Raw genomic sequence first — 20314 nt, 5'->3', positions numbered from 1 at the left:
CTATTCGCGTGACCGGCAACGCCAAAGGGTTGATATCCCTTGACGCCGCCGCAATAGTGACTGTTTATCAGTGGATGTGACGCAATACGCGACGCATTTCCGGAAGAATACAATAGGTAAAGGTGAATATGGGTAAAGCTCTCGTTATCGTTGAGTCCCCGGCAAAAGCCAAAACGATCAATAAATATCTCGGTAATGACTACGTGGTGAAATCCAGCGTAGGGCATATCCGCGATTTGCCGACCAGTGGCTCAGCACCTAAAAAGAGCGCCGACTCCACCGCCACCAAGCCGGCTAAAAAGCCTAAAAAGGATGAGCGGGGCGCGCTTGTAAACCGCATGGGCATTGACCCGTGGCACAACTGGGACGCGCATTATGAAGTGCTGCCCGGTAAAGAGAAGGTGGTTTCCGAGCTGAAATCCCTCGCTGAAAAAGCTGACCACATCTATCTCGCAACCGACCTTGACCGCGAAGGGGAAGCCATCGCATGGCACCTGCGGGAAGTGATCGGTGGCGATGAGACACGCTATAGCCGTGTCGTATTTAACGAAATTACCAAGAATGCGATTCGTCAGGCCTTTGAAACGCCTGGCGAGCTGAATATCGACCGTGTTAATGCCCAACAGGCGCGCCGCTTTATGGACCGCGTTGTGGGTTATATGGTCTCGCCGCTGCTGTGGAAGAAGATCGCGCGTGGTTTGTCCGCCGGTCGTGTGCAGTCCGTCGCCGTTCGCCTGGTGGTAGAGCGCGAGCGCGAGATCAAAGCGTTTGTGCCGGAAGAGTTCTGGGAAATTGACGCCGCAACGACAACGCCAGGCGGTGATACTCTGCCGTTGCAGGTGACCCACGAAGGGGATAAAGCCTTCCGTCCGGTCAACCGTGAGCAGACGATGGCGGCGGTCAGCCTGCTGGAAAAAGCGCGCTATACCGTTATCGATCGCGAAGATAAGCCAACCAGCAGCAAGCCTGGCGCGCCGTTTATCACCTCCACGTTGCAGCAGGCCGCCAGCACGCGTCTTGGCTACGGCGTGAAGAAAACCATGATGATGGCCCAGCGCTTGTATGAAGCGGGTTACATCACCTATATGCGTACCGACTCCACCAACCTGAGCCAGGACGCGGTCAGCATGGTGCGCAGCTATATCGGCGATAATTTTGGTAAGAAATATCTGCCAGAAAACGCCAACCAGTACGCCAGCAAAGAGAACTCTCAGGAAGCGCACGAAGCGATTCGTCCTTCCGATGTGAGTGTGCTGGCTGAATCGTTAAAAGATATGGAAGCGGACGCGCAGAAGCTTTATCAGCTGATCTGGCGCCAGTTCGTTGCCTGTCAGATGACACCGGCGAAATATGACTCCACCACGCTCACCGTCGGCGCGGGCGATTTCCGCCTGAAAGCGCGCGGACGTATCCTGCGTTTCGATGGCTGGACGAAAGTGATGCCTGCGCTGCGTAAGGGCGATGAAGATCGCACCCTGCCGGCGGTTAATAAAGGTGATGAGCTGACGCTGGTTGAGCTGACGCCTGCCCAGCACTTTACTAAACCGCCTGCGCGCTTCAGCGAAGCATCGCTGGTGAAAGAGCTGGAAAAACGCGGTATCGGCCGTCCGTCTACCTATGCGTCGATCATCTCGACCATTCAGGATCGTGGCTATGTGCGCGTGGAAAACCGCCGCTTCTACGCGGAAAAAATGGGTGAAATCGTTACCGATCGTCTGGAAGAGAACTTCCGCGAGTTGATGAACTACGACTTTACCGCGCAGATGGAAGATAGCCTCGACCGCGTCGCTAATCACGAAGCTGAATGGCGCAACGTGCTGGACAGCTTCTTTGGTGATTTCTCGCGTCAGCTGGAGCAGGCTGAGCAGGATCCGGAAGAGGGCGGCATGCGCCCGAACCAGATGGTGCTGACCAGCATCGACTGCCCGACCTGTGGCCGCAAGATGGGTATTCGTACCGCCAGCACCGGCGTTTTCCTGGGCTGTTCCGGTTATGCGCTGCCGCCGAAAGAGCGCTGCAAAACCACCATCAACCTGATCCCGGAAAATGAAGTGCTCAACGTGCTGGAAGGCGATGACGCCGAAACCAATGCGCTGCGTGCCAAACGCCGCTGCCAGAAGTGCGGCACGGCGATGGACAGCTACCTGATCGATCCGAAACGCAAGCTGCATGTCTGCGGTAATAACCCGACCTGCGACGGCTACGAGATTGAAGAGGGCGAGTTCCGCATCAAGGGCTATGACGGTCCGATCGTTGAGTGTGAAAAGTGTGGTTCTGAAATGCACCTGAAGATGGGGCGTTTCGGCAAATATATGGCCTGTACCAACGACGATTGTAAAAATACGCGTAAGATCCTGCGCAATGGTGAAGTCGCGCCGCCGAAAGAAGATCCGGTGCCGCTGCCTGAGCTACCGTGCGAGAAATCAGACGCCTATTTCGTGCTGCGTGACGGTGCAGCGGGTGTCTTCCTCGCGGCCAACACCTTCCCGAAATCGCGCGAAACCCGTGCGCCGCTGGTGGAAGAGCTCTATCGCTTCCGCGATCGCCTGCCGGAGAAGCTGCGCTATCTGGCTGATGCGCCGCAGGAAGATCCGAACGGTAATAAAACCATCGTGCGTTTTAGCCGTAAAACCAAGCAGCAGTACGTCGCCTCTGAGAAAGAGGGGAAAGCGACCGGCTGGTCCGCTTTCTATATCGACAACAAATGGACTGAAGCGAAAAAGTAATCGCTATCAAGCACCTAGCGAGAAGGGCCGGATAATCCGGCCCTTTTTTATTATCTGTTATTATTCTTAGTTCCTCGCTATACACAGAAGCTATAAATGATATAGTGGTTATAGTTTTTCTCTTTTTTATTATCAAATCGTCTTAAGCGCTCGCCGCTTGCCTCATTCGGATGGTCTGTCATGAAACTACAGCAGCTTCGCTATATTGTTGAGGTGGTCAACCACAACCTCAACGTCTCCTCTACGGCCGAAGGCCTTTATACCTCCCAGCCAGGCATCAGCAAACAGGTGCGGATGCTTGAGGATGAACTCGGTATTCAAATCTTCGCCCGTAGCGGAAAGCATCTTACGCAGGTGACGCCAGCCGGGCAGGAGATTATCCGCATCGCACGGGAAGTGTTGTCCAAAGTGGAGGCCATTAAATCGGTCGCAGGAGAACACACCTGGCCGGATAAAGGCTCGCTCTACGTCGCGACAACGCATACTCAGGCGCGCTATGCGCTGCCTAACGTGATTAAAGGCTTTATTGAGCGTTATCCGCGCGTCTCGTTGCATATGCATCAGGGATCGCCGACACAAATCGCTGAAGCGGTCTCTAAAGGCAATGCTGACTTTGCCATTGCCACCGAAGCGCTGCATCTCTATGACGACCTGGTGATGCTGCCGTGCTACCACTGGAACCGCTCGATTGTGGTCACGCCGGATCATCCGCTGGCGGCGAAGCAGTCCGTGTCGATTGAGGAGCTGGCGCAGTATCCGCTGGTGACCTATACATTTGGTTTCACCGGCCGCTCGGAGCTGGATACCGCCTTCAATCGCGCCGGGTTAACGCCGCGTATTGTCTTTACCGCGACAGATGCCGATGTGATTAAAACCTATGTCCGCCTCGGTTTAGGCGTAGGGGTGATTGCCAGCATGGCGGTCGATCCCGTATCAGACCCGGATCTGGTGAAACTTGATGCTGATGGTGTTTTCAGCCACAGCACGACCAAGATAGGCTTCCGTCGCAGCACCTTCCTGCGCAGCTATATGTATGATTTTATTCAGCGCTTTGCGCCGCATTTAACGCGCGATGTGGTCGATGCCGCCGTGGCGTTGCGTTCTAACGACGATATCGAAGCGATGTTTAAAGATATTAAGCTGCCGCAAAAATAATACCGACGGGTATCTTATCGCCCGAAAAGATACCCATAATGCCGTCTAAACCTAAATTAGAATTATCATCAACTCTGATAAAATCCTTTCGCAGAGTGATTGACGTCACATTTCAAATCCGCACCGTCTCTATTTTGCGACAAACATAGAAACTAAATAGCAACTCTGCAAATCCATTACTTCAATTATTTATTTGTTGTCAAAAGATTAAATATTTCTTTGGAAATGGTGAGTAAATTCACTGGATTTTCCGCTAAAGTTCTTTTAGGATTTGTCTCATCCCATGATTACTAATACCGATTGTTGGTGCACAGAATGATAAGCGATGTCGATTGTACGAGGTTAGCAATGCCAACAGGAAGTGAAGAGCCGCAAAGGGACCCTGAGCTGAAGCGTAAAGCCTGGCTGGCGGTATTTCTTGGCTCTGCCTTGTTCTGGGCAGTGGTTGCGTTACTGGTCTGGAAATTTTGGGGGTAAAATGGCGATAGCAGGTCGATACGAACCCGTTAAGCGAGTGTGTCAGCTTCATGACACGCCACCAAAAGCAAAAAGCAAAACTGTGACCGCTCTCCCGGCCTCCTGGAAGCTGACGCCACAGCAGAAAGCGTTTATTGACGCCTTTGCTGAAGACGACATTAAAAAACAATAAATATACCAGCAAGATCAATGTGGGGAATTATCCCGCTATTCATTGACGTGCTCTTTTGTACTCTTTAATTAATACGCAGCATAAATGAATTGAGTAAAAACTCAGTTTCGATGAATAGATTCAAGGGGTAAATTTTTATGATTAATAACCTTGGTATGAAATATTGGTCATGGCTCACAGCGTTCTCGGTTTCCGCCCTCATCTGGGGTGAACTGGTCTGGCTGGCCCTGCAGTAACGAATTGAAAAACCTCGCATCGGCGGGGTTTTTTATTATCTCCGCCTTATCCCCGCCCGTAAGATTTTCCCTTTTGTAGCAATTTAGGGTGTTATCAAAACGTTACGATATGTTTGTGTTATCTTTAATACAGACCCTGATAAGCATCAGGGTAAAGCTATCCCTGTAATAAAGGAGGAGCACATGTCGTCGACCCTACGCGAAGCCAGTAAGGACACGTTGCAGGCAGAGAACAAAACGTACCACTACTACAGCTTGCCGCTGGCTGCGAAACAACTTGGGGATATTTCGCGCTTACCCAAGTCCCTGAAAGTGTTACTTGAGAACCTGCTGCGCTGGCAGGATGGTGAATCCGTCACCGAAGAGGATATCCAGGCACTGGCCGGCTGGCTGAAAAATGCCCATGCCGACCGGGAGATCGCCTATCGTCCGGCCAGGGTATTGATGCAGGATTTTACGGGCGTACCGGCCGTTGTTGACCTCGCCGCCATGCGCGAAGCGGTTAAACGCCTCGGCGGCGATACCGCCAAAGTGAACCCGCTCTCACCGGTCGATCTGGTGATTGACCACTCCGTCACCGTGGACCACTTCGGTGATGACGACGCGTTTGAAGAGAACGTGCGTCTGGAGATGGAGCGCAACCACGAGCGTTACGCCTTTTTACGCTGGGGCCAGCAGGCCTTTAGCCGCTTCAGCGTCGTGCCGCCGGGCACCGGCATTTGCCACCAGGTCAACCTCGAGTATCTGGGCAAAGCGGTATGGAGTGAGTTGCAGGATAAAGAGTGGATCGCCTATCCGGATACGCTGGTCGGCACCGACTCGCACACCACCATGATCAATGGCCTCGGCGTGCTGGGCTGGGGCGTCGGCGGGATTGAGGCTGAAGCCGCTATGCTCGGTCAACCCGTATCAATGCTGATCCCCGATGTGGTCGGTTTCAAACTGACCGGCAAACTGGGCGAAGGCATCACCGCGACGGATCTCGTCCTGACCGTAACGCAGATGCTGCGTAAACATGGCGTGGTCGGCAAGTTTGTCGAATTTTACGGCGACGGGCTGGACTCGCTGCCGTTGGCCGACCGTGCAACCATCGCGAATATGGCACCAGAATATGGCGCCACCTGCGGCTTCTTCCCGATTGACAGCGTTACGCTCGGCTATATGCAGTTGAGCGGCCGTAGCGAAGAGCAGGTCGCGCTGGTAGAAGCCTACGCGAAAGCGCAGGGGATGTGGCGTAATCCGGGCGATGAACCGGTCTTCACCAGCACGCTGGCGCTCAATATGGGCGAGGTCGAGGCGAGCATCGCCGGGCCGAAACGCCCGCAGGATCGCGTTACCCTTAATGAGGTACCAAAAGCCTTTGCCGCCAGCAACGAGCTGGAACTTAACACCGCGCAGAAAGATCGCAAACCGGTGGGCTATGTTCACAAAGGCCATCAGTATGAGCTGCCGGACGGGGCGGTGGTGATCGCCGCAATTACCTCCTGTACCAACACCTCTAACCCGAGCGTATTGATGGCGGCCGGCCTGCTGGCGAAAAAAGCCGTGACTCTCGGGCTGAAACGCCAGCCGTGGGTGAAAGCGTCGCTGGCACCGGGATCGAAAGTGGTCTCCGACTACCTGGCGCAGGCGCGTTTAACGCCATATCTCGATGAGCTGGGCTTTAACCTTGTCGGTTACGGCTGCACAACCTGTATCGGTAACTCCGGCCCGCTGCCGGAACCTATCGAGCAGGCGATTCGCGAAGGCGATCTGACCGTGGGCGCGGTGCTGTCCGGTAACCGTAACTTCGAAGGGCGTATTCACCCGCTGGTGAAAACCAACTGGCTGGCCTCGCCGCCGCTGGTTGTCGCCTATGCGCTGGCCGGGAATATGAATATCAACCTTGCCACCGATCCGCTCGGGGTCGATCGTAAAGGCGACCCGGTCTACCTGAAAGATATCTGGCCATCGAGCGCCGAGATTGCGCGCGCGGTTGAGCAGGTATCAACGGATATGTTCCGCAAAGAGTATGCGGAGGTGTTTGAAGGCACCGACGAGTGGAAATCGATCGAGGTTGAGCGCTCCGATACCTACAGCTGGCAGGATGACTCCACCTATATCCGTCTGTCGCCCTTCTTTGACGAGATGCTGGCGGAGCCGAAACCGGTTGAGGATATCCACGGTGCGCGCATCCTTGCGATGCTGGGTGATTCGGTGACTACTGACCATATCTCACCGGCGGGCAGTATCAAAGCGGACAGCCCGGCGGGGCGCTATCTGCAAAGCCATGGCGTAGAGCGGGGCGATTTCAACTCCTACGGTTCGCGTCGCGGCAACCATGAAGTGATGATGCGTGGTACCTTTGCCAATATCCGTATTCGCAATGAGATGGTTCCGGGCGTCGAGGGTGGCATGACGCGCCATCTGCCGGGCAGTGAAGTGATCTCTATCTATGACGCGGCGATGCGTTATCAGCAAGAGGGCACGCCGCTGGCGGTGATCGCCGGGAAAGAGTATGGCTCCGGCTCGAGTCGCGACTGGGCAGCGAAAGGCCCGCGTCTGCTTGGCATTCGTGTGGTAATTGCCGAATCCTTCGAACGTATTCACCGCTCGAACCTGATTGGCATGGGCATCCTGCCGCTGGAGTTCCCGCAGGGCGTCACGCGTAAGACGCTGGGCCTGACCGGGGAGGAGCGACTGGATGTTGCCGATCTGCAAAATATCAAACCGGGTGGTGAGCTGCCGGTGACCTTAACGCGCGCCGACGGCACGCAAGAGGTGATTCCGTGCCGCTGCCGTATTGATACCTCGACAGAGCTGACGTACTACCGTAACGACGGCATTCTGCACTATGTGATCCGCAATATGCTCAACTAAACAAAAAGGCCTGCTTGTGCAGGCCTTTTTTATTACTTCAGCAGATGTCCCATCTTTTCCGCTTTCGTATCGAGATAGTGCTCGTTCTTCGGATTGCGCCCGACAATCAGCGGCACGCGTTCAACGATATTGATTCCGGCTTCGGTCAGAATCTCGACTTTCTTCGGGTTATTGGTCAGCAGACGCACTTCATCTACCGCCAGCAGTTTGAACATATCGGCGCAGAGGGTGAAGTCACGCTCGTCGGCGGCAAAACCAAGCTGATGGTTGGCTTCGACGGTGTCATAGCCCTGATCCTGCAGCGCATAGGCGCGGATCTTATTCAGCAAGCCAATGTTACGGCCCTCCTGGCGATGATAGAGCAGGACACCGCGGCCCTCTTCGGCAATGTGATTGAGCGCCGCTTCAAGCTGGAAGCCGCAGTCGCAGCGCAGGCTGAATAACGCATCGCCGGTTAAACACTCGGAGTGTACACGTGCGAGAACGGGCAACTGCCCGGAAATATCACCATAGACCAGGGCCACATGATCCTGTCCGGTCGCCAGTTCTTCAAAACCCACCATCAGGAAGTCGCCCCATGGGGTTGGCAGTTTGGCTTCTGCCACACGTTTAAGTTGCATGTGAATCTCCGGATTATTTGGGCGCAGCGCGCACCGTTAACCTGTAAGTTTTCTGAATCGCGCCATTTTGCCACAAGCTGCCTGACGACGCCTACATCTGCGCGGTGAATACCGCATAAACGCACAAATGCGCCGTTTCAGCGAAACTGTCATTTTTCGGTTATGATTGTGTCACTTACGCACAAGGAGATGAGATGCTGTCCATTGCTAAGCGAACAACCGCCGGTGCGGCGATTTTATTAATTATGCCGCTGGCGGTCTGGATCTCCGGCTGGCACTGGGAGCCCGGGCAAAACCACTGGTGGCTGCGCGTACTCTTCTGGATGACCGAAACGGTAACGCAACCCTGGGGCATTATTACGCACGTGGTGCTCTGCGCCTGGTTCCTGTGGTGCTTACGTTTTCGCCTCAAAGCCGCATTGATGCTCTTTGTCATCCTCGGTTGCGCGATTGTGGCCGGGCAGGTGGTGAAATCCTTTGTCAAAGGGCAGGTGCAGGAGCCGCGTCCCTTCGTCTTATGGCTGGAAAAAGAGCACGCTATCCCAACCGATCAGTTCTATAGCCTGAAGCGCAAAGAGCGCGGCGCGCTGGTAAAAGAGCAGCTCGCCAGCCAGCATGATATTCCTGCTTTTTTACGCCACCACTGGCAAAAAGAGACCGGCTTTGCTTTTCCGTCCGGGCACACGATGTTTGCCGCCAGCTGGGCGTTGCTTGGCGTCGGGCTACTGTGGCCGCGCAGAAGGACCTGGACTATCGTGATTTTGCTCGCCTGGGCGACGAGTGTGATGGGCAGCCGTTTATTACTTGGCATGCACTGGCCGCGGGATTTAGCCGTCGCGACGCTTATCTCCTGGATTCTGGTTACGCTGGCGACATGGCTGGCGCAGCGCATCTGCGGGCCGCTCACGCCGCCAGCGGAAGAGGTGCCGGAGATCGTCGAGCGTGACAGCGAGACTTGATTTCCATCATTTTGGCCGCAAATCAGAAATTAACATTATGCGTCCCCATTTCGCGGCGGGCGCTAAAATGGTAGTTTATAAGGCTTGTGGCAGTCAGTTGCACATAAATTCATCGCACGAACCACATAACGGGATGTAATGTGAAATATTTACTCATTTTTCTACTGGTGTTAGCGATTTTTGTCGTGTCGATTACGCTTGGTGCGCAAAACGATCAGCAAGTCACGTTTAATTATCTCCTCGCACAGGGTGAATATCGCATCTCTACGCTGCTGGCCGTGCTGTTTGCTACCGGCTTCGCGATCGGCTGGCTGATTTGCGGTCTCTTCTGGTTACGCGTTCGCGTCTCTCTCGCACGTGCAGAACGTAAAATCAAACGCCTCGAGCAGCAGATTGCTCCCGCCGCGGACGTTCCGGTTACGCCCGGCACGCCGGCGGTGAAGGAATAATATTTTATGCTGGAGTTGCTGTTTCTGTTGTTGCCTGTCGCAGCGGCCTATGGCTGGTATATGGGGCGCAGAAATGCTCAACAAACTAAACAGGATGAGGCTAACCGCTTGTCGCGTGAATACGTGGCCGGGGTTAACCTTTTACTGAGCAATCAGCAGGATAAAGCGGTCGATCTCTTTCTCGATATGTTGAAAGAGGATACCGGCACGGTTGAGGCGCACCTTACTCTCGGGAATCTGTTCCGTTCGCGCGGCGAAGTTGACCGCGCTATCCGCATCCATCAAACCCTGATGGAGAGCGCCTCCCTCTCTTACGATCAGCGCCTGTTAGCGGTGCAGCAGCTTGGGCGCGATTATATGGCGGCCGGGATGTACGATCGCGCCGAAGATATGTTTAACCAACTGGTGGATGAGACCGATTTTCGCGTCAGCGCGCTGCAACAGCTGCTGCAAATCTACCAGGCGACCAGCGAATGGCAGAAAGCGATCGACGTCGCCGAGCGGCTGGTGAAGCTCGGTAAAGATAAGCAGCGCGGTGAAATCGCCCACTTCTACTGCGAGCTCGCGCTACAGCAGATGGGCAATGAGGATATGGATCGCGCCATGGCGCTGCTGAAGAAGGGCGCAGCGGCCGATCGCGACAGCGCGCGCGTCTCCATCATGATGGGGCGCGTGTTTATGGCCAGCGGCGATTACGCAAAAGCGGTAGAGAGCCTGCTGAAGGTGATCGATCAGGATAAAGACCTGGTCAGCGAAACGCTGGAGATGCTGCAAACCTGCTATCTGCAATTGGGTAAAACCGATGAGTGGGCGGATTTCCTGCAGCGTTGCGTCGAGGAGAATACCGGTGCTGCTGCCGAGCTGATGCTGGCGGAGATTGTTGAGCGTCGCGAAGGGGCGGATGCCGCGCAAGGGTACGTGACGCGCCAGCTGCAACGCCATCCGACCATGCGTGTGTTCCATAAACTGATGGACTACCACCTCAACGAAGCGGAAGAGGGGCGCGCGAAAGAGAGCCTGATGGTGCTGCGCGAAATGGTTGGCGAGCAGGTACGCAGCAAGCCGCGTTATCGCTGCCATAAGTGCGGTTTTACGGCCTATACCATGTACTGGCACTGCCCATCCTGCCGCGCCTGGTCAACGGTTAAACCGATTCGCGGTCTCGACGGGCAGTGATTTTTTAAAAGTCTTCATTTTAGTTACAACATACTTATTAGAGTTTTTGAAACGGTTTCATCAACTCCTGTGCAGTCAGCGCTTTGCAGGTAGGGGAAACTGTTATTTCGCTCGCTGCGCAGGTAGAATGCTGCCCGTTTACCCATTTTGCGCCTGAGCGGGTGCCCTCATTTCAGAAGGTCTGATCATGACGTCCACTACTTTATCGACTTCCCGCGCGGTTACCGACTCTCCGGTCGTTGTCGCCCTCGATTACGCCAACCGCGATAACGCCCTGGCTTTTGTAGACCGCATCGATCCGCGCGATTGCCGCCTGAAAGTGGGCAAAGAGATGTTCACGCTCTTCGGGCCGCAGTTTGTGCGCGAGTTGCAGCAGCGCGGTTTTGATATCTTCCTCGATCTGAAATTCCACGATATTCCCAACACTGCCGCCCATGCGGTAAAAGCGGCGGCGGATCTTGGCGTCTGGATGGTCAACGTTCACGCCTCGGGCGGCGCACGCATGATGACCGCAGCCAAAGAGGCGCTGCTGCCGTTTGGCGCAGATGCGCCGCTGCTGATTGCGGTTACCGTGTTAACCAGCATGGAAGCGAGCGATTTGCAGGATATCGGCATTACCGCCACGCCTGCGGAGCATGCCGAACGCCTGGCGCGTCTCACACAGCAGTGCGGGCTTGATGGCGTGGTCTGCTCGGCGCAGGAAGCGGTGCGTTTCAAAAGCGAGCTTGGGCAGGCATTTAAACTGGTCACGCCGGGTATCCGCCCGCAGGGCAGCGACGCAGGCGATCAGCGCCGGATTATGACGCCCGAGCAGGCGCTGCAGGCCGGTGTCGATTATATGGTGATTGGCCGCCCGGTTACGCAATCTGCCGATCCGGCGCAAACCCTGAAAGCAATCAACGCCTCATTAGGCAAGGGGAGAGCATGAGCGATAACAACAGCCGTCTGGTCTACTCCACCGAAACCGGCCGCATTGATGAAGAGAAAGCGCCCGTAGAGCGCCCAAAAGGCGACGGCATTGTGCGCATCCAGCGCCAGACCAGCGGACGTAAAGGCAAAGGCGTCTGTTTAATCACCGGCATCGATCTTGATGACGAGGCGCTAAGCAAACTGGCGGCCGAGCTAAAGAAAAAATGCGGCTGCGGCGGGGCGGTGAAAGAGGGCGTTATTGAGATCCAGGGTGATAAACGCGATTTGCTTAAAACCCTGCTGGAAGCCAAAGGCATGAAAGTAAAACTTGCCGGTGGCTAAAAAAGAAAGGCCGTGTTATTCACGCGGCCTTTTATTTACCTATTTTTTAAATCAGACCTGAAAGAAAGTAGATTTCTTGATATTTATTTGCCGTAGTACCGACTAATTATTTACCGACCTGATGGCCAATAATACCGCCGACTGCTGCGCCGCCCAGCGTGCCGAGCGTGCTGCCGTCTGTTAATACAGCACCGCCAAGCGCACCCGCACCCGCGCCAATCGCGGTGTTACGAGAACGTTTATCCCAGTGACCACAAGCGCTCAGAGACATTGCCAGGGTAACTGCCAGTACTGCTGCGGCCATTTTTTTACTTGTTAACATCATCATACTTTCTCCTGAATAATCGATTCACGGAATCAGAGGCTCTCTAAGTATAGTCTTAGAAATAATCTGAAAGATCTTCCGTGAAACCTTGCTGCGCAGGGGCAATGCAATCACCTGAGTGATAATTACTCCCTGTTATATCGCTGATAATAATTTTACGCAGCGGCACGCAACAAACCAGGTAAAAACTCTTAATAAAATGCTCAGAATCGTCTCAGAAAAGAGAGAGATAGCCCGCCTTAGCGGGCGAGGGAATCAGGCGTTGGATGGGCTTTGAACAATATCAATAATCAGACCTGCCTCTTTAAGCTGGCGCTGTGCCTCGGCGGTAATGGCGTCATCTGTAATCACCCGCTGAAAGCGCTCAACCGGCCCCAGCGTATAAGGATGCACGACGCCAAATTTTGAGCTGTCGGTCAGCACAATCGCCTCGGTGCCTTTTTCCAGCACCGCGTTTACCACATCGGTGCGCATCATATCGCGCCCGGTAAAGCCTGTTTCCGGCTGCCAGCCATCAATGCCGATAAAGGCTTTACTGAAATGCACCTGCGAAATGTACTGGCGCGTCAGCGGCCCCACCATGCTTTCACTCTTCTTCTGGTAAATGCCGCCGAGCAGAATCACTTCGCACTGCGCCGATTTAAGCAGATGCGCGATGTAGCTGCTGACCGTGATAATGGTGATATCACGCTGCTCGCCAAGCTTGCGAGCGAGGAGGGCGTTGCTGCTGCCGTTCTCGATGAACACCGTTTCACCGGCGCTAACCAGCGAGGCGGCAAAATCGGCCAGTTCGCGCTTTACGGCATAGTTAGTCAGCATCCGCGTTTCGACATCTTCGCTGTCGAGCGGCACAGCAAACCCGTGGGTGCGACGTAGATAGCTCTGCTTCTCCAGCGTGTTCAGATCCTGGCGAATCGTCACTTCAGAAACGCCGGTCATACGGGCAAGATCGGCAACGCTCATCTGACCTTTGTCGATGACCGTTTGCAAAATAAGTTGTTGTCGGGAATTCATAGCCACACTTTTTTATCTTTCGCGCGAATGTAAATCGCCACGACTGCGGTGGCATTCCCGGCTGCCGCGTCATGGCGAAAAGAGATTACTTAAATTTCCCAGGGCGTTTTCTGCGTGCCTGAGTTGGGGGACTGGTCGCTATTATCGAGATCCCGCAACTCCGTCTTCAGAATTTCCAGATTACGGATAGCGGACTGATAATCTCCGGCCACCAGAATATCAAGCACGGTATCGATCCGGCCGGCCAGCTGTTTCACATCGATCTCTGCCATACCTTCACCTTCATATCGAAAAACGAATAAATTCAATGATGCAGAAAAGCGTTTAAAAAGAGAAGGGAAAAAACCACATCTCAGGCGCTTCTCTGCATGAAGTATATATTTATCCCTCCGCCCGTGGTCGGTTCAGCGCGTGACGTAGTCTTTGCAGGCGCGCAACGCGCACTATCTGGAGGAATACGCAATGACGATAAGTAATCAACCGACCTGCAAACTCTTTACCGATGAACAACGTTTCACGCAACTCTCAGGTTTTTACGAAGAGGAGCGGCGCACCGTGTGGATGATGCTGCGCGCGAGACCACGCCCCTGCTTCAACCACCAACTGATTGAGGAGATCATGAACCTCTCCTGGCTGGTCAGGCAGAGCGGGTTTGCCGTTGACTTCTGGGTCACCGGATCGCTGGTTCCCGGTATGTTCAACACCGGCGGCGATCTGCACTTTTTTGTCGAGTGCATCAAAAACGGACGCCGTGAAGCGTTACGCGCCTATGCCCGCGCCTGCGTTGACTGTGTGCATGCCGCTTCACGCGGTTTTGACACCGGCGCAATTTCGCTGGCGATGATCGAAGGCAGCGCGCTCGGCGGTGGCTTTGAAGCGGCGCTGGCGCACCATTTTGTACTGGCGCAGCGCGATGCGCGCCTCGGTTTCCCGGAGATCGCCTTTAACCTCTTTCCCGGCATGGGAGCCTACTCTTTGGTGACGCGCCGTGCGGGGATGAAACTGGCGGAAGAGCTTATCTACAAAGGAGAGTCCCATTCGGCGGAGTGGTATGCGTCAAAAGGGCTGGTCGATGTCGCGTTTGAAGAGGGGCAAGGCTTTATGGCCGTGCGTACCTTTATCGATACGCTGCAACCCCGCCTCAATGGCGTGCGTGCCATGCTCAGGGCGCGCCAGCGCGTGCTGCAACTGCCGCGCAGCGAGCTGATGGATATCACGGAGGATTGGGTAGATGCCGCCTTCTGCCTGCAAGCGAAAGATATCGCCTATATGGAGCGCCTGGTGCTGTTGCAAAACCGCCATACGGCGGTTGCGCTCAGTAAAGCCGGTTAACGCGCCTTGCGTGGCTGGTAGCGTGTAAACCAACGTTCAAACGCGGCAGCGGGCATCGGTCTGGCGAACAGAAACCCCTGCCGCTCATGGACGCCGTTGTCGGTCAAAAACGCATCCTCCTGCGCACTCTCCACCCCTTCAGCAATCACCTGCAGATTAAGCGCCGCCGCCACCGCGACAATGGCGCGCACCAGCGATTGCGAAATCGGTTGTTGATGAATATCGCGCACGAAACTCTGGTCGAGTTTGATGGCGTTAAGCGGAAAGCGCGCCAGTTGTGACAGTGAGGAGTAACCGGTACCAAAATCATCCAGATGCACCTGCGATCCCAACGCGCTGAACTGCTGAATCACCGAGAGCGCCAGCGCTTCGTTTTCGATTATGCAGCTTTCGGTCAATTCAACATCAATCGGACAGTCAGCAAAATGAAGCTCGCTGAGTGCCCGTTTCAGATCGCTAAAGATGGTCTGATCGGCCAGCTGTCGCGCAGAGACATTCACCGCCACGCGCAGGTCAATCCCCTGGTCGCGCCATTTTGCCACTTGCCTGACCACATCAAGCATCACCCAGCGGCCGAGTGGCACAATCAGGCCGGACTCTTCGGCGTAGGAGATAAAATCGAGCGGTGGGATCAACCCGCGCTCGGGCGACTGCCAGCGCACCAGCGCTTCGAGGCTGCGCACTTCGCCCTCCCGGTTCACTTTCGGCTGGTAGTGAATCACCAGTTGCTCTTTATCCAGCGCCTTGCGCAGATTGGTATCAAGCCAGAGATACTCAAACACCCGCAGGTTCATCTCGGCGCAAAACACACAAAACTTGCCGCGGCCACTCTCTTTGGCGGTGTACATCGCGGTATCGGCATTACGAATCAGGTTTTCGCGATCGTTGCCATGTTCGGGGGCAAGGGCAATACCAATCGAGCAGCCGGAGTAGATCTCAATCAGCCCGATGCGGAACGGCGCACGCAATCGACATAAAATGCGCGATGCCATCGCCTCCAGCGCCACTTGCGAAGTGTCGGTCGCCAGCACGATAAACTCATCGCCGCCAAGCCGCGCCAGCACCTGGCCCTCCTTAAGACAGCCCAATATAGCCAGCGCAACGGCCTGCAACAGCTGGTCGCCAAACATATGCCCATAGGCATCGTTCACTTTTTTGAAGTTATCGAGATCGAGATAGACCACGCCGACCTGCGAGTCGCCGCGCGCGGCAATGGCATCGCTGATGCGATCCTGGATAGCGTTGCGATTGGGCAAACCGGTGACGGTATCGGTATTCGCCAGCACCCGGAGCCGCTCCTGGGCGTGGCGCTCCTCGGTAATGTCGGTACCGGAGCAGATGAGGTAAACCTCGTTTTTACCGCTGCCGCTGTGCACAAACTTATTGCGGAAGATAAAGAGCCGCTGGCCTTTTCGCGTCTTTACCCAGCGCTCCACTTCGTACGAGGAGCCATCGCGGAAAAACTGGGTGATATTGCGCTTTGAGGCCGCCGCTTCGCTGCGGCTCATAAACAGCTTAAAGACGTTTTGCCCAATCACTTCGTGCTCTTTCAGGCCGGTGTACTCTTCGCTAAGGCGATTAAAACGCTGAATATTGCCCAGCCGGTCGAGGATCACGATCACCGAATTGGCTTCCGACACCACCTGCTCAGCAAAGGAGAGGCCCTGCACCAGATCGCGGGCGACAGCCTGGGTATCGTCCCAGGCCGATGCGCTACCCGCCCAGGCATTACGCGTAATTTTCCGCCCGACAAGGTGAACCGTCACCTCTTCGCCAAACAGGGTGAGGGGCATGGTCAGGCTGGAGGTGATCACCGTCATCGCGCGGATCTGCGCCGCCTGCTCATTCGTCAGCGCCACCACCTGCGTTGTATCGGCATGCTCTTCAGGGGCGAAATGCAGGGCGTTGCTGTCAGCCGTAAGCCGCCAGTAAGGACTGTGTGAACCCAGATAGCGAAACAGCACGCTCTGTTCCTGCGTCTCTCTCATGCGTTCTCCCAACCTACCCGCCACAGGACGGGCACCTGTTGATGACCGACAACCGCCGTTAATGACAAAGCGGTTCTCCGTTAACGTATTGTTTTTATAGGGGTGGTGAGTAAAGCGTTACCTGGTGTGAAAAGCAGAGACGGCTGCCGCACGCAAATGTGGGCGGTAAACAAACCGCTGCATGATGAGAAGTGTGGTCGGTTTTCGCTATTTGTGGGAGGGAAAGTGCTTAAAAATGCGCGATATATTGGTAGATAAGCGCTCCCTCCCGGGCGGGAAGGAGCGTAGAAGCGTTACATCACCGGACGAGCGATCACGCTGCGGGTTTCCATCCGCACTTCGGCGATGGTGACATCAATGACATCCGTCACTTTGAACACCACTTCACCTTTGATCTGCACGGTGCCGCTCTCCTGGCTACACACCAGCTCATCACGCACGGCATGAATGAACGGGGCAGGGATAAAGGCGACTGCACCGTTATCCACCAGGCGAACGCGCATCCCGCCGCGGCTGACATCGATGATTTCCGCTGCGAAGCGGGTGTCGGTGCCGGCTTTGTTTTGCAGGAAACGGGCATAGAGCCAGTCGCCGACATCGCGCTCGGCCATGCGGTTCAGGCGACGGCGCTCCGCCATCTGCACGGTAGTCTCATCCTGCGGACGCACCGGCGTTTCACCTTTGATGATCGCTTTCAGCAGGCGGTGGTTGACCATATCGCCATACTTACGAATCGGCGAGGTCCAGGTCGCGTAAGCATCCAGCCCCAGGCCGAAGTGCGGGCCTGGATTGATGCTGATTTCGGCGAAGGACTGGAAGCGACGAATGCGGCTGTCGAGGAACCCGGAAGGCTGCGCGTCGAGTTCACGGCGCAGTTTGCAGAAGCCTTCCAGCGTCAATACTTCTTCAGCGTTCACTTCAACGCCGTGGGTTTTCAGCATCGCCACCAGCTGCTCGCTGTTCGCCGGGTCGAAACCTAAATGGACGTTGTAGATACCAAAGCCCAGCTTGTCGCGCAGCACGCGCGCAGCGCAGATGTTGGCGGCAATCATCGACTCTTCAACGATGCGGTTAGCAATGCGGCGCGGCTCGGAAACGATATCCAGCACTTCGCCTTTTTCGCCCAGCACAAAGCGGTAATCCGGGCGGTCTTTAAACACCAGCGCATGGGTCTGACGCCACTGGCCGCGCAAATCGCAGGCGCGTTTCAGCAAACGTATCTGCGACGCGATGGCGTCGCTACCTGGCTGCCACTCGCCGCGGTTTTCCAGCCAGTCAGAGACATCGTCATAGGCCAGTTTGGCTTTTGATTCGATGGCGGCGGCGAAAAACTCAATGTTCTCTTCAATGGTGCCGTCGCTGTCCAGCGTCATGCGGCAGACCAGCGCCGGGCGCACTTCGTTCGCGCGCAGGGAGCAGAGATCGTCAGAGAGTTCGCGCGGCAGCATCGGAATGTTGAAGCCCGGCAGGTAGTTGGTGAAGGCGCGAATTTTCGCCGCATCGTCAAGCTTGCTGCCTTCGGCGATCCACGCAGTAGGATCGGCAATCGCTACGGTCAGTTGCAGCTTGCCGTCGGCCAGCTCTTCGGCGTAAAGCGCATCATCCATATCTTCGGTGCTGGCGCTGTCGATGGTGACGAAATCAAGCGCGGTCAGATCGACACGCTGCAATCCGTCATCAAGCATCTCTGTTGCCACGCCGTTCGGTGCCTCTTTCTCGAGGTTGTGACGGGCAAGCGTTACCCACCACGGCACGAAGTGGTCGTCGGAGAAGGTGATAAATTGCGTGAGTTCCGCGTAGAAGCCGCGATCGCCTTTCAGCGGGTGACGGCGCATCTCGGCGACCGCCCAGTCACCCTCTTTAAAATCATGCTCCACGCCGCGCGCGGCGCGACAGGGAATGGAGTCTTTGAGTAAAGGATGATCCGGCACAATCGACAGGCGGTCATCTTTTTTGTGCACTTTGCCCACGAAACGGGTGAGAAAAGGCTCGACCAGCGTTTCCGGCTCCGCGCTTTCGCGCTCTTTTTCCGTGTGAATAACGGCAACGATACGATCGCCGTGCATCACTTTTTTCATCTGCGGCGGCGGGATGAAATAGCTTTTTTGAGCATCGACTTCCAGAAATCCGAAGCCTTTCTCGGTGCCTTTAACAACACCTTCTGCACGCGGTGTCTGAGAGTGGAGCTGCTGTTTAAGCTGCGCGAGCAGCGGGTTATCCTGGAGCATAATCATCTATTTTCGTGGCTAAAAGAGCGGCTGACAGTTTTACGCGATTCCGCCTGTTGCAGCAAGCGCTCTTTCAGCAAAATCTCTCTGCACGCCGCCCCGTTTCTGCTCTCACGACGCGGGCTTGCCGAGGGCGATCTTCAGCCGGTTGATCCAGCCGCACAGGGCGCAGCGCAGCAGCAGACTGAATGAAGCCTGGGGGCTAAAACCCGCGTCCGAGAGCGCTGCAAGCTGGGCCGGGCTGAATCTGTCCGGCGCGCAGGTCAGCATTTGCACCGCCTGCACCAGAGTGCGCTCTTTATCGTTATCCGCCAGAAACGCGCTGAGGGCAGGTTCGCCCTGGCGCAGCGCTTCCCGCAGCCCGGCAGCATGAACGCCTCGCTGCAGGCGTTCAGCAAAACAGCCGGTGCTGCCGTTGATGCGCGCCGTACAGGCACCGACCAGCCAACCCAGAGTTTTATTCGGCGTAATGGCGTTCACCTGCTGGCAAATCTCGCCCAGCTCGTTAAGCAGCAGATGCTCGTGCGCCAGTAGCGGCGCAAGCTGGCGCAGCTCGGGCAGCGGCTGCCAGTGGGCAAGGGAGCCCATCTGCGCGGCGTTTGAAACACGGGGATCAACCCCCTCAATCGCCGGTTGCCAGCCCGCGTTTTCATCGGCAAACAGGCTGGCGTCGGCGGGCGGCTGCGTCTCCATGCCGGGAATATAGCGCACCGGTTGTCCCAGCAGCGCCTGCAAAATGGTGAGCACCCGCGCCTGGAAGGCGATAAACCCGACAATCTGGTTGAAGAGCACAATATCGAACAGCGTCAGGCCCACCTCTTCGAGCTGCTGGCGGGCACGGGCATCAATCACCGACGGCGAAGCGGCAAGCTGACGCGCATATTGCGTAATTTGCGCCAGCCGGCAGTTGCTCTCGCGCGATGAGTCGGGGGCCGCCAGAGGAGCAAGCCGTGCGGCGTAGTGGTTGCACAAACGCTGGACGCCAAACACCTGCGCCACGGTGAGCGCGGTGCTGAGCCGATCATAGGCGCTGAAGGTGCGCAGCCGCGTGGTCTGTACCCGCTGCGCAAAGAGCAGGGCGTAGAGTTTGCGTGCGGGCGCGGCAATGGCCTCGACATCGCCATGCAAATCATCCGGCACAGTCAGGTCGAGCAGAAAGGGGTCATTAACGGTAGCGGCTTCGGGAACCAACGGTAGCGCGTGTACCCGGCTGGCGCTTGACTGGGTCTCATGATACCAGTGGCTTTTGCCTGCAATCCGGCGTTGTTCCATGGTCGTTCCTTGGTCTCAAAGTGGCGATCCGGGGACGACGTCAGGTCTTGGCTTGCCGGATCGGTGGTGCTGCTT

18 protein-coding genes are annotated in these 20314 nt (G+C 55.8%); 11 read left to right on the top strand and 7 right to left on the bottom strand.

What is annotated here, in order from left to right; all coding sequences use genetic code 11:
- Nucleotides 1-128 precede the first annotated feature (128 nt).
- The 5 genes from topA (at nucleotide 129) to acnA (ending at nucleotide 7625) form a co-directional block, all read left to right on the top strand.
- Complete coding sequence (gene topA, locus ACWPW2_RS10215) at nucleotides 129-2726, top strand: type I DNA topoisomerase (RefSeq protein WP_023478680.1); 2598 nt, start codon at nucleotides 129-131, stop codon at nucleotides 2724-2726.
- A 180-nt stretch (nucleotides 2727-2906) separates the two neighbouring features.
- Nucleotides 2907-3881, top strand: coding sequence for an HTH-type transcriptional regulator CysB (gene cysB, locus ACWPW2_RS10210; protein WP_023478728.1), 975 nt, complete (start codon nucleotides 2907-2909; stop codon nucleotides 3879-3881).
- Nucleotides 3882-4196: 315 nt separating this feature from the next.
- On the top strand, nucleotides 4197-4358 hold the full coding sequence (locus ACWPW2_RS10205) for a YmiA family putative membrane protein (protein WP_076769923.1): 162 nt from the start codon (nucleotides 4197-4199) through the stop codon (nucleotides 4356-4358).
- A gap of 309 nt (nucleotides 4359-4667) precedes the next feature.
- Nucleotides 4668-4766 (top strand): small membrane protein YmiC, encoded by a 99-nt coding sequence (gene ymiC / locus ACWPW2_RS10200; RefSeq protein WP_225975715.1) that lies wholly within the window; start codon nucleotides 4668-4670, stop codon nucleotides 4764-4766.
- 183 nt (nucleotides 4767-4949) lie between these two features.
- Nucleotides 4950-7625 (top strand): aconitate hydratase AcnA, encoded by a 2676-nt coding sequence (acnA, locus tag ACWPW2_RS10195; protein ID WP_454122819.1) that lies wholly within the window; start codon nucleotides 4950-4952, stop codon nucleotides 7623-7625.
- Nucleotides 7626-7657: 32 nt separating this feature from the next.
- Here the strand turns inward: acnA and ribA are convergent, their stop codons facing one another.
- Nucleotides 7658-8245, bottom strand: a complete 588-nt coding sequence (gene ribA, locus ACWPW2_RS10190; protein WP_054803444.1) for a GTP cyclohydrolase II — start codon at nucleotides 8243-8245, stop codon at nucleotides 7658-7660.
- Nucleotides 8246-8439: 194 nt separating this feature from the next.
- Between ribA and pgpB the strand changes: the two genes are divergently transcribed.
- The 5 genes from pgpB (at nucleotide 8440) to yciH (ending at nucleotide 12080) form a co-directional block, all read left to right on the top strand.
- Entirely contained in the window at nucleotides 8440-9204 is a 765-nt protein-coding gene (gene pgpB / locus ACWPW2_RS10185; RefSeq protein WP_454122817.1) for a phosphatidylglycerophosphatase B, read from the top strand.
- A gap of 140 nt (nucleotides 9205-9344) precedes the next feature.
- On the top strand, nucleotides 9345-9653 hold the full coding sequence (locus ACWPW2_RS10180) for a LapA family protein (RefSeq protein WP_023478720.1): 309 nt from the start codon (nucleotides 9345-9347) through the stop codon (nucleotides 9651-9653).
- A 6-nt stretch (nucleotides 9654-9659) separates the two neighbouring features.
- Nucleotides 9660-10829 (top strand): lipopolysaccharide assembly protein LapB, encoded by a 1170-nt coding sequence (gene lapB / locus ACWPW2_RS10175; protein WP_023478853.1) that lies wholly within the window; start codon nucleotides 9660-9662, stop codon nucleotides 10827-10829.
- A gap of 187 nt (nucleotides 10830-11016) precedes the next feature.
- A complete protein-coding gene (gene pyrF / locus ACWPW2_RS10170) occupies nucleotides 11017-11757 on the top strand; it encodes an orotidine-5'-phosphate decarboxylase (RefSeq protein ID WP_454122814.1) in 741 nt (246 codons plus the stop codon).
- Nucleotides 11754-12080, top strand: coding sequence for a stress response translation initiation inhibitor YciH (gene yciH / locus ACWPW2_RS10165; protein WP_279793414.1), 327 nt, complete (start codon nucleotides 11754-11756; stop codon nucleotides 12078-12080). Before pyrF ends, yciH begins: the two co-directional genes overlap by 4 nt.
- Nucleotides 12081-12186: 106 nt before the next feature.
- Here yciH and osmB read toward each other — a convergent pair whose 3' ends face one another.
- The 3 genes from osmB to yciZ form a co-directional block, all read right to left on the bottom strand.
- On the bottom strand, nucleotides 12187-12405 hold the full coding sequence (osmB, locus tag ACWPW2_RS10160; protein ID WP_034812242.1) for an osmotically-inducible lipoprotein OsmB: 219 nt from the start codon (nucleotides 12403-12405) through the stop codon (nucleotides 12187-12189).
- 255 nt (nucleotides 12406-12660) lie between these two features.
- Nucleotides 12661-13419 (bottom strand): DNA-binding transcriptional regulator YciT, encoded by a 759-nt coding sequence (yciT, locus tag ACWPW2_RS10155; RefSeq protein ID WP_454122812.1) that lies wholly within the window; start codon nucleotides 13417-13419, stop codon nucleotides 12661-12663.
- Between the two features lie 89 nt (nucleotides 13420-13508).
- Nucleotides 13509-13691 (bottom strand): protein YciZ/DeoL, encoded by a 183-nt coding sequence (gene yciZ, locus ACWPW2_RS10150; RefSeq protein ID WP_454122810.1) that lies wholly within the window; start codon nucleotides 13689-13691, stop codon nucleotides 13509-13511.
- A gap of 190 nt (nucleotides 13692-13881) precedes the next feature.
- Between yciZ and ACWPW2_RS10145 the strand changes: the two genes are divergently transcribed.
- Nucleotides 13882-14751, top strand: a complete 870-nt coding sequence (locus ACWPW2_RS10145; RefSeq protein ID WP_454122808.1) for a crotonase/enoyl-CoA hydratase family protein — start codon at nucleotides 13882-13884, stop codon at nucleotides 14749-14751.
- On the opposite strand, the gene pdeR is transcribed toward ACWPW2_RS10145, so the two are convergent.
- From pdeR to ACWPW2_RS10130, 3 genes are all read right to left on the bottom strand, one after another.
- Nucleotides 14748-16739: a cyclic di-GMP phosphodiesterase gene (gene pdeR, locus ACWPW2_RS10140; RefSeq protein WP_454122806.1), complete on the bottom strand. Its 1992-nt coding sequence runs from the start codon at nucleotides 16737-16739 to the stop codon at nucleotides 14748-14750. The genes ACWPW2_RS10145 and pdeR overlap by 4 nt on opposite strands.
- A gap of 293 nt (nucleotides 16740-17032) precedes the next feature.
- Nucleotides 17033-18967, bottom strand: coding sequence for an exoribonuclease II (locus ACWPW2_RS10135; RefSeq protein WP_454123630.1), 1935 nt, complete (start codon nucleotides 18965-18967; stop codon nucleotides 17033-17035).
- 111 nt (nucleotides 18968-19078) lie between these two features.
- The gene (locus ACWPW2_RS10130) at nucleotides 19079-20239 is read right to left on the bottom strand and encodes a CMD domain-containing protein (RefSeq protein WP_454122804.1); all 1161 of its coding nucleotides are present in this window, start codon (nucleotides 20237-20239) and stop codon (nucleotides 19079-19081) included.
- Nucleotides 20240-20314: the final 75 nt, after the last annotated feature.

Source organism: Kosakonia sp. Marseille-Q7440, from assembly GCF_965119485.1.
This window is presented reverse-complemented; position numbering and strand designations above follow the sequence as displayed.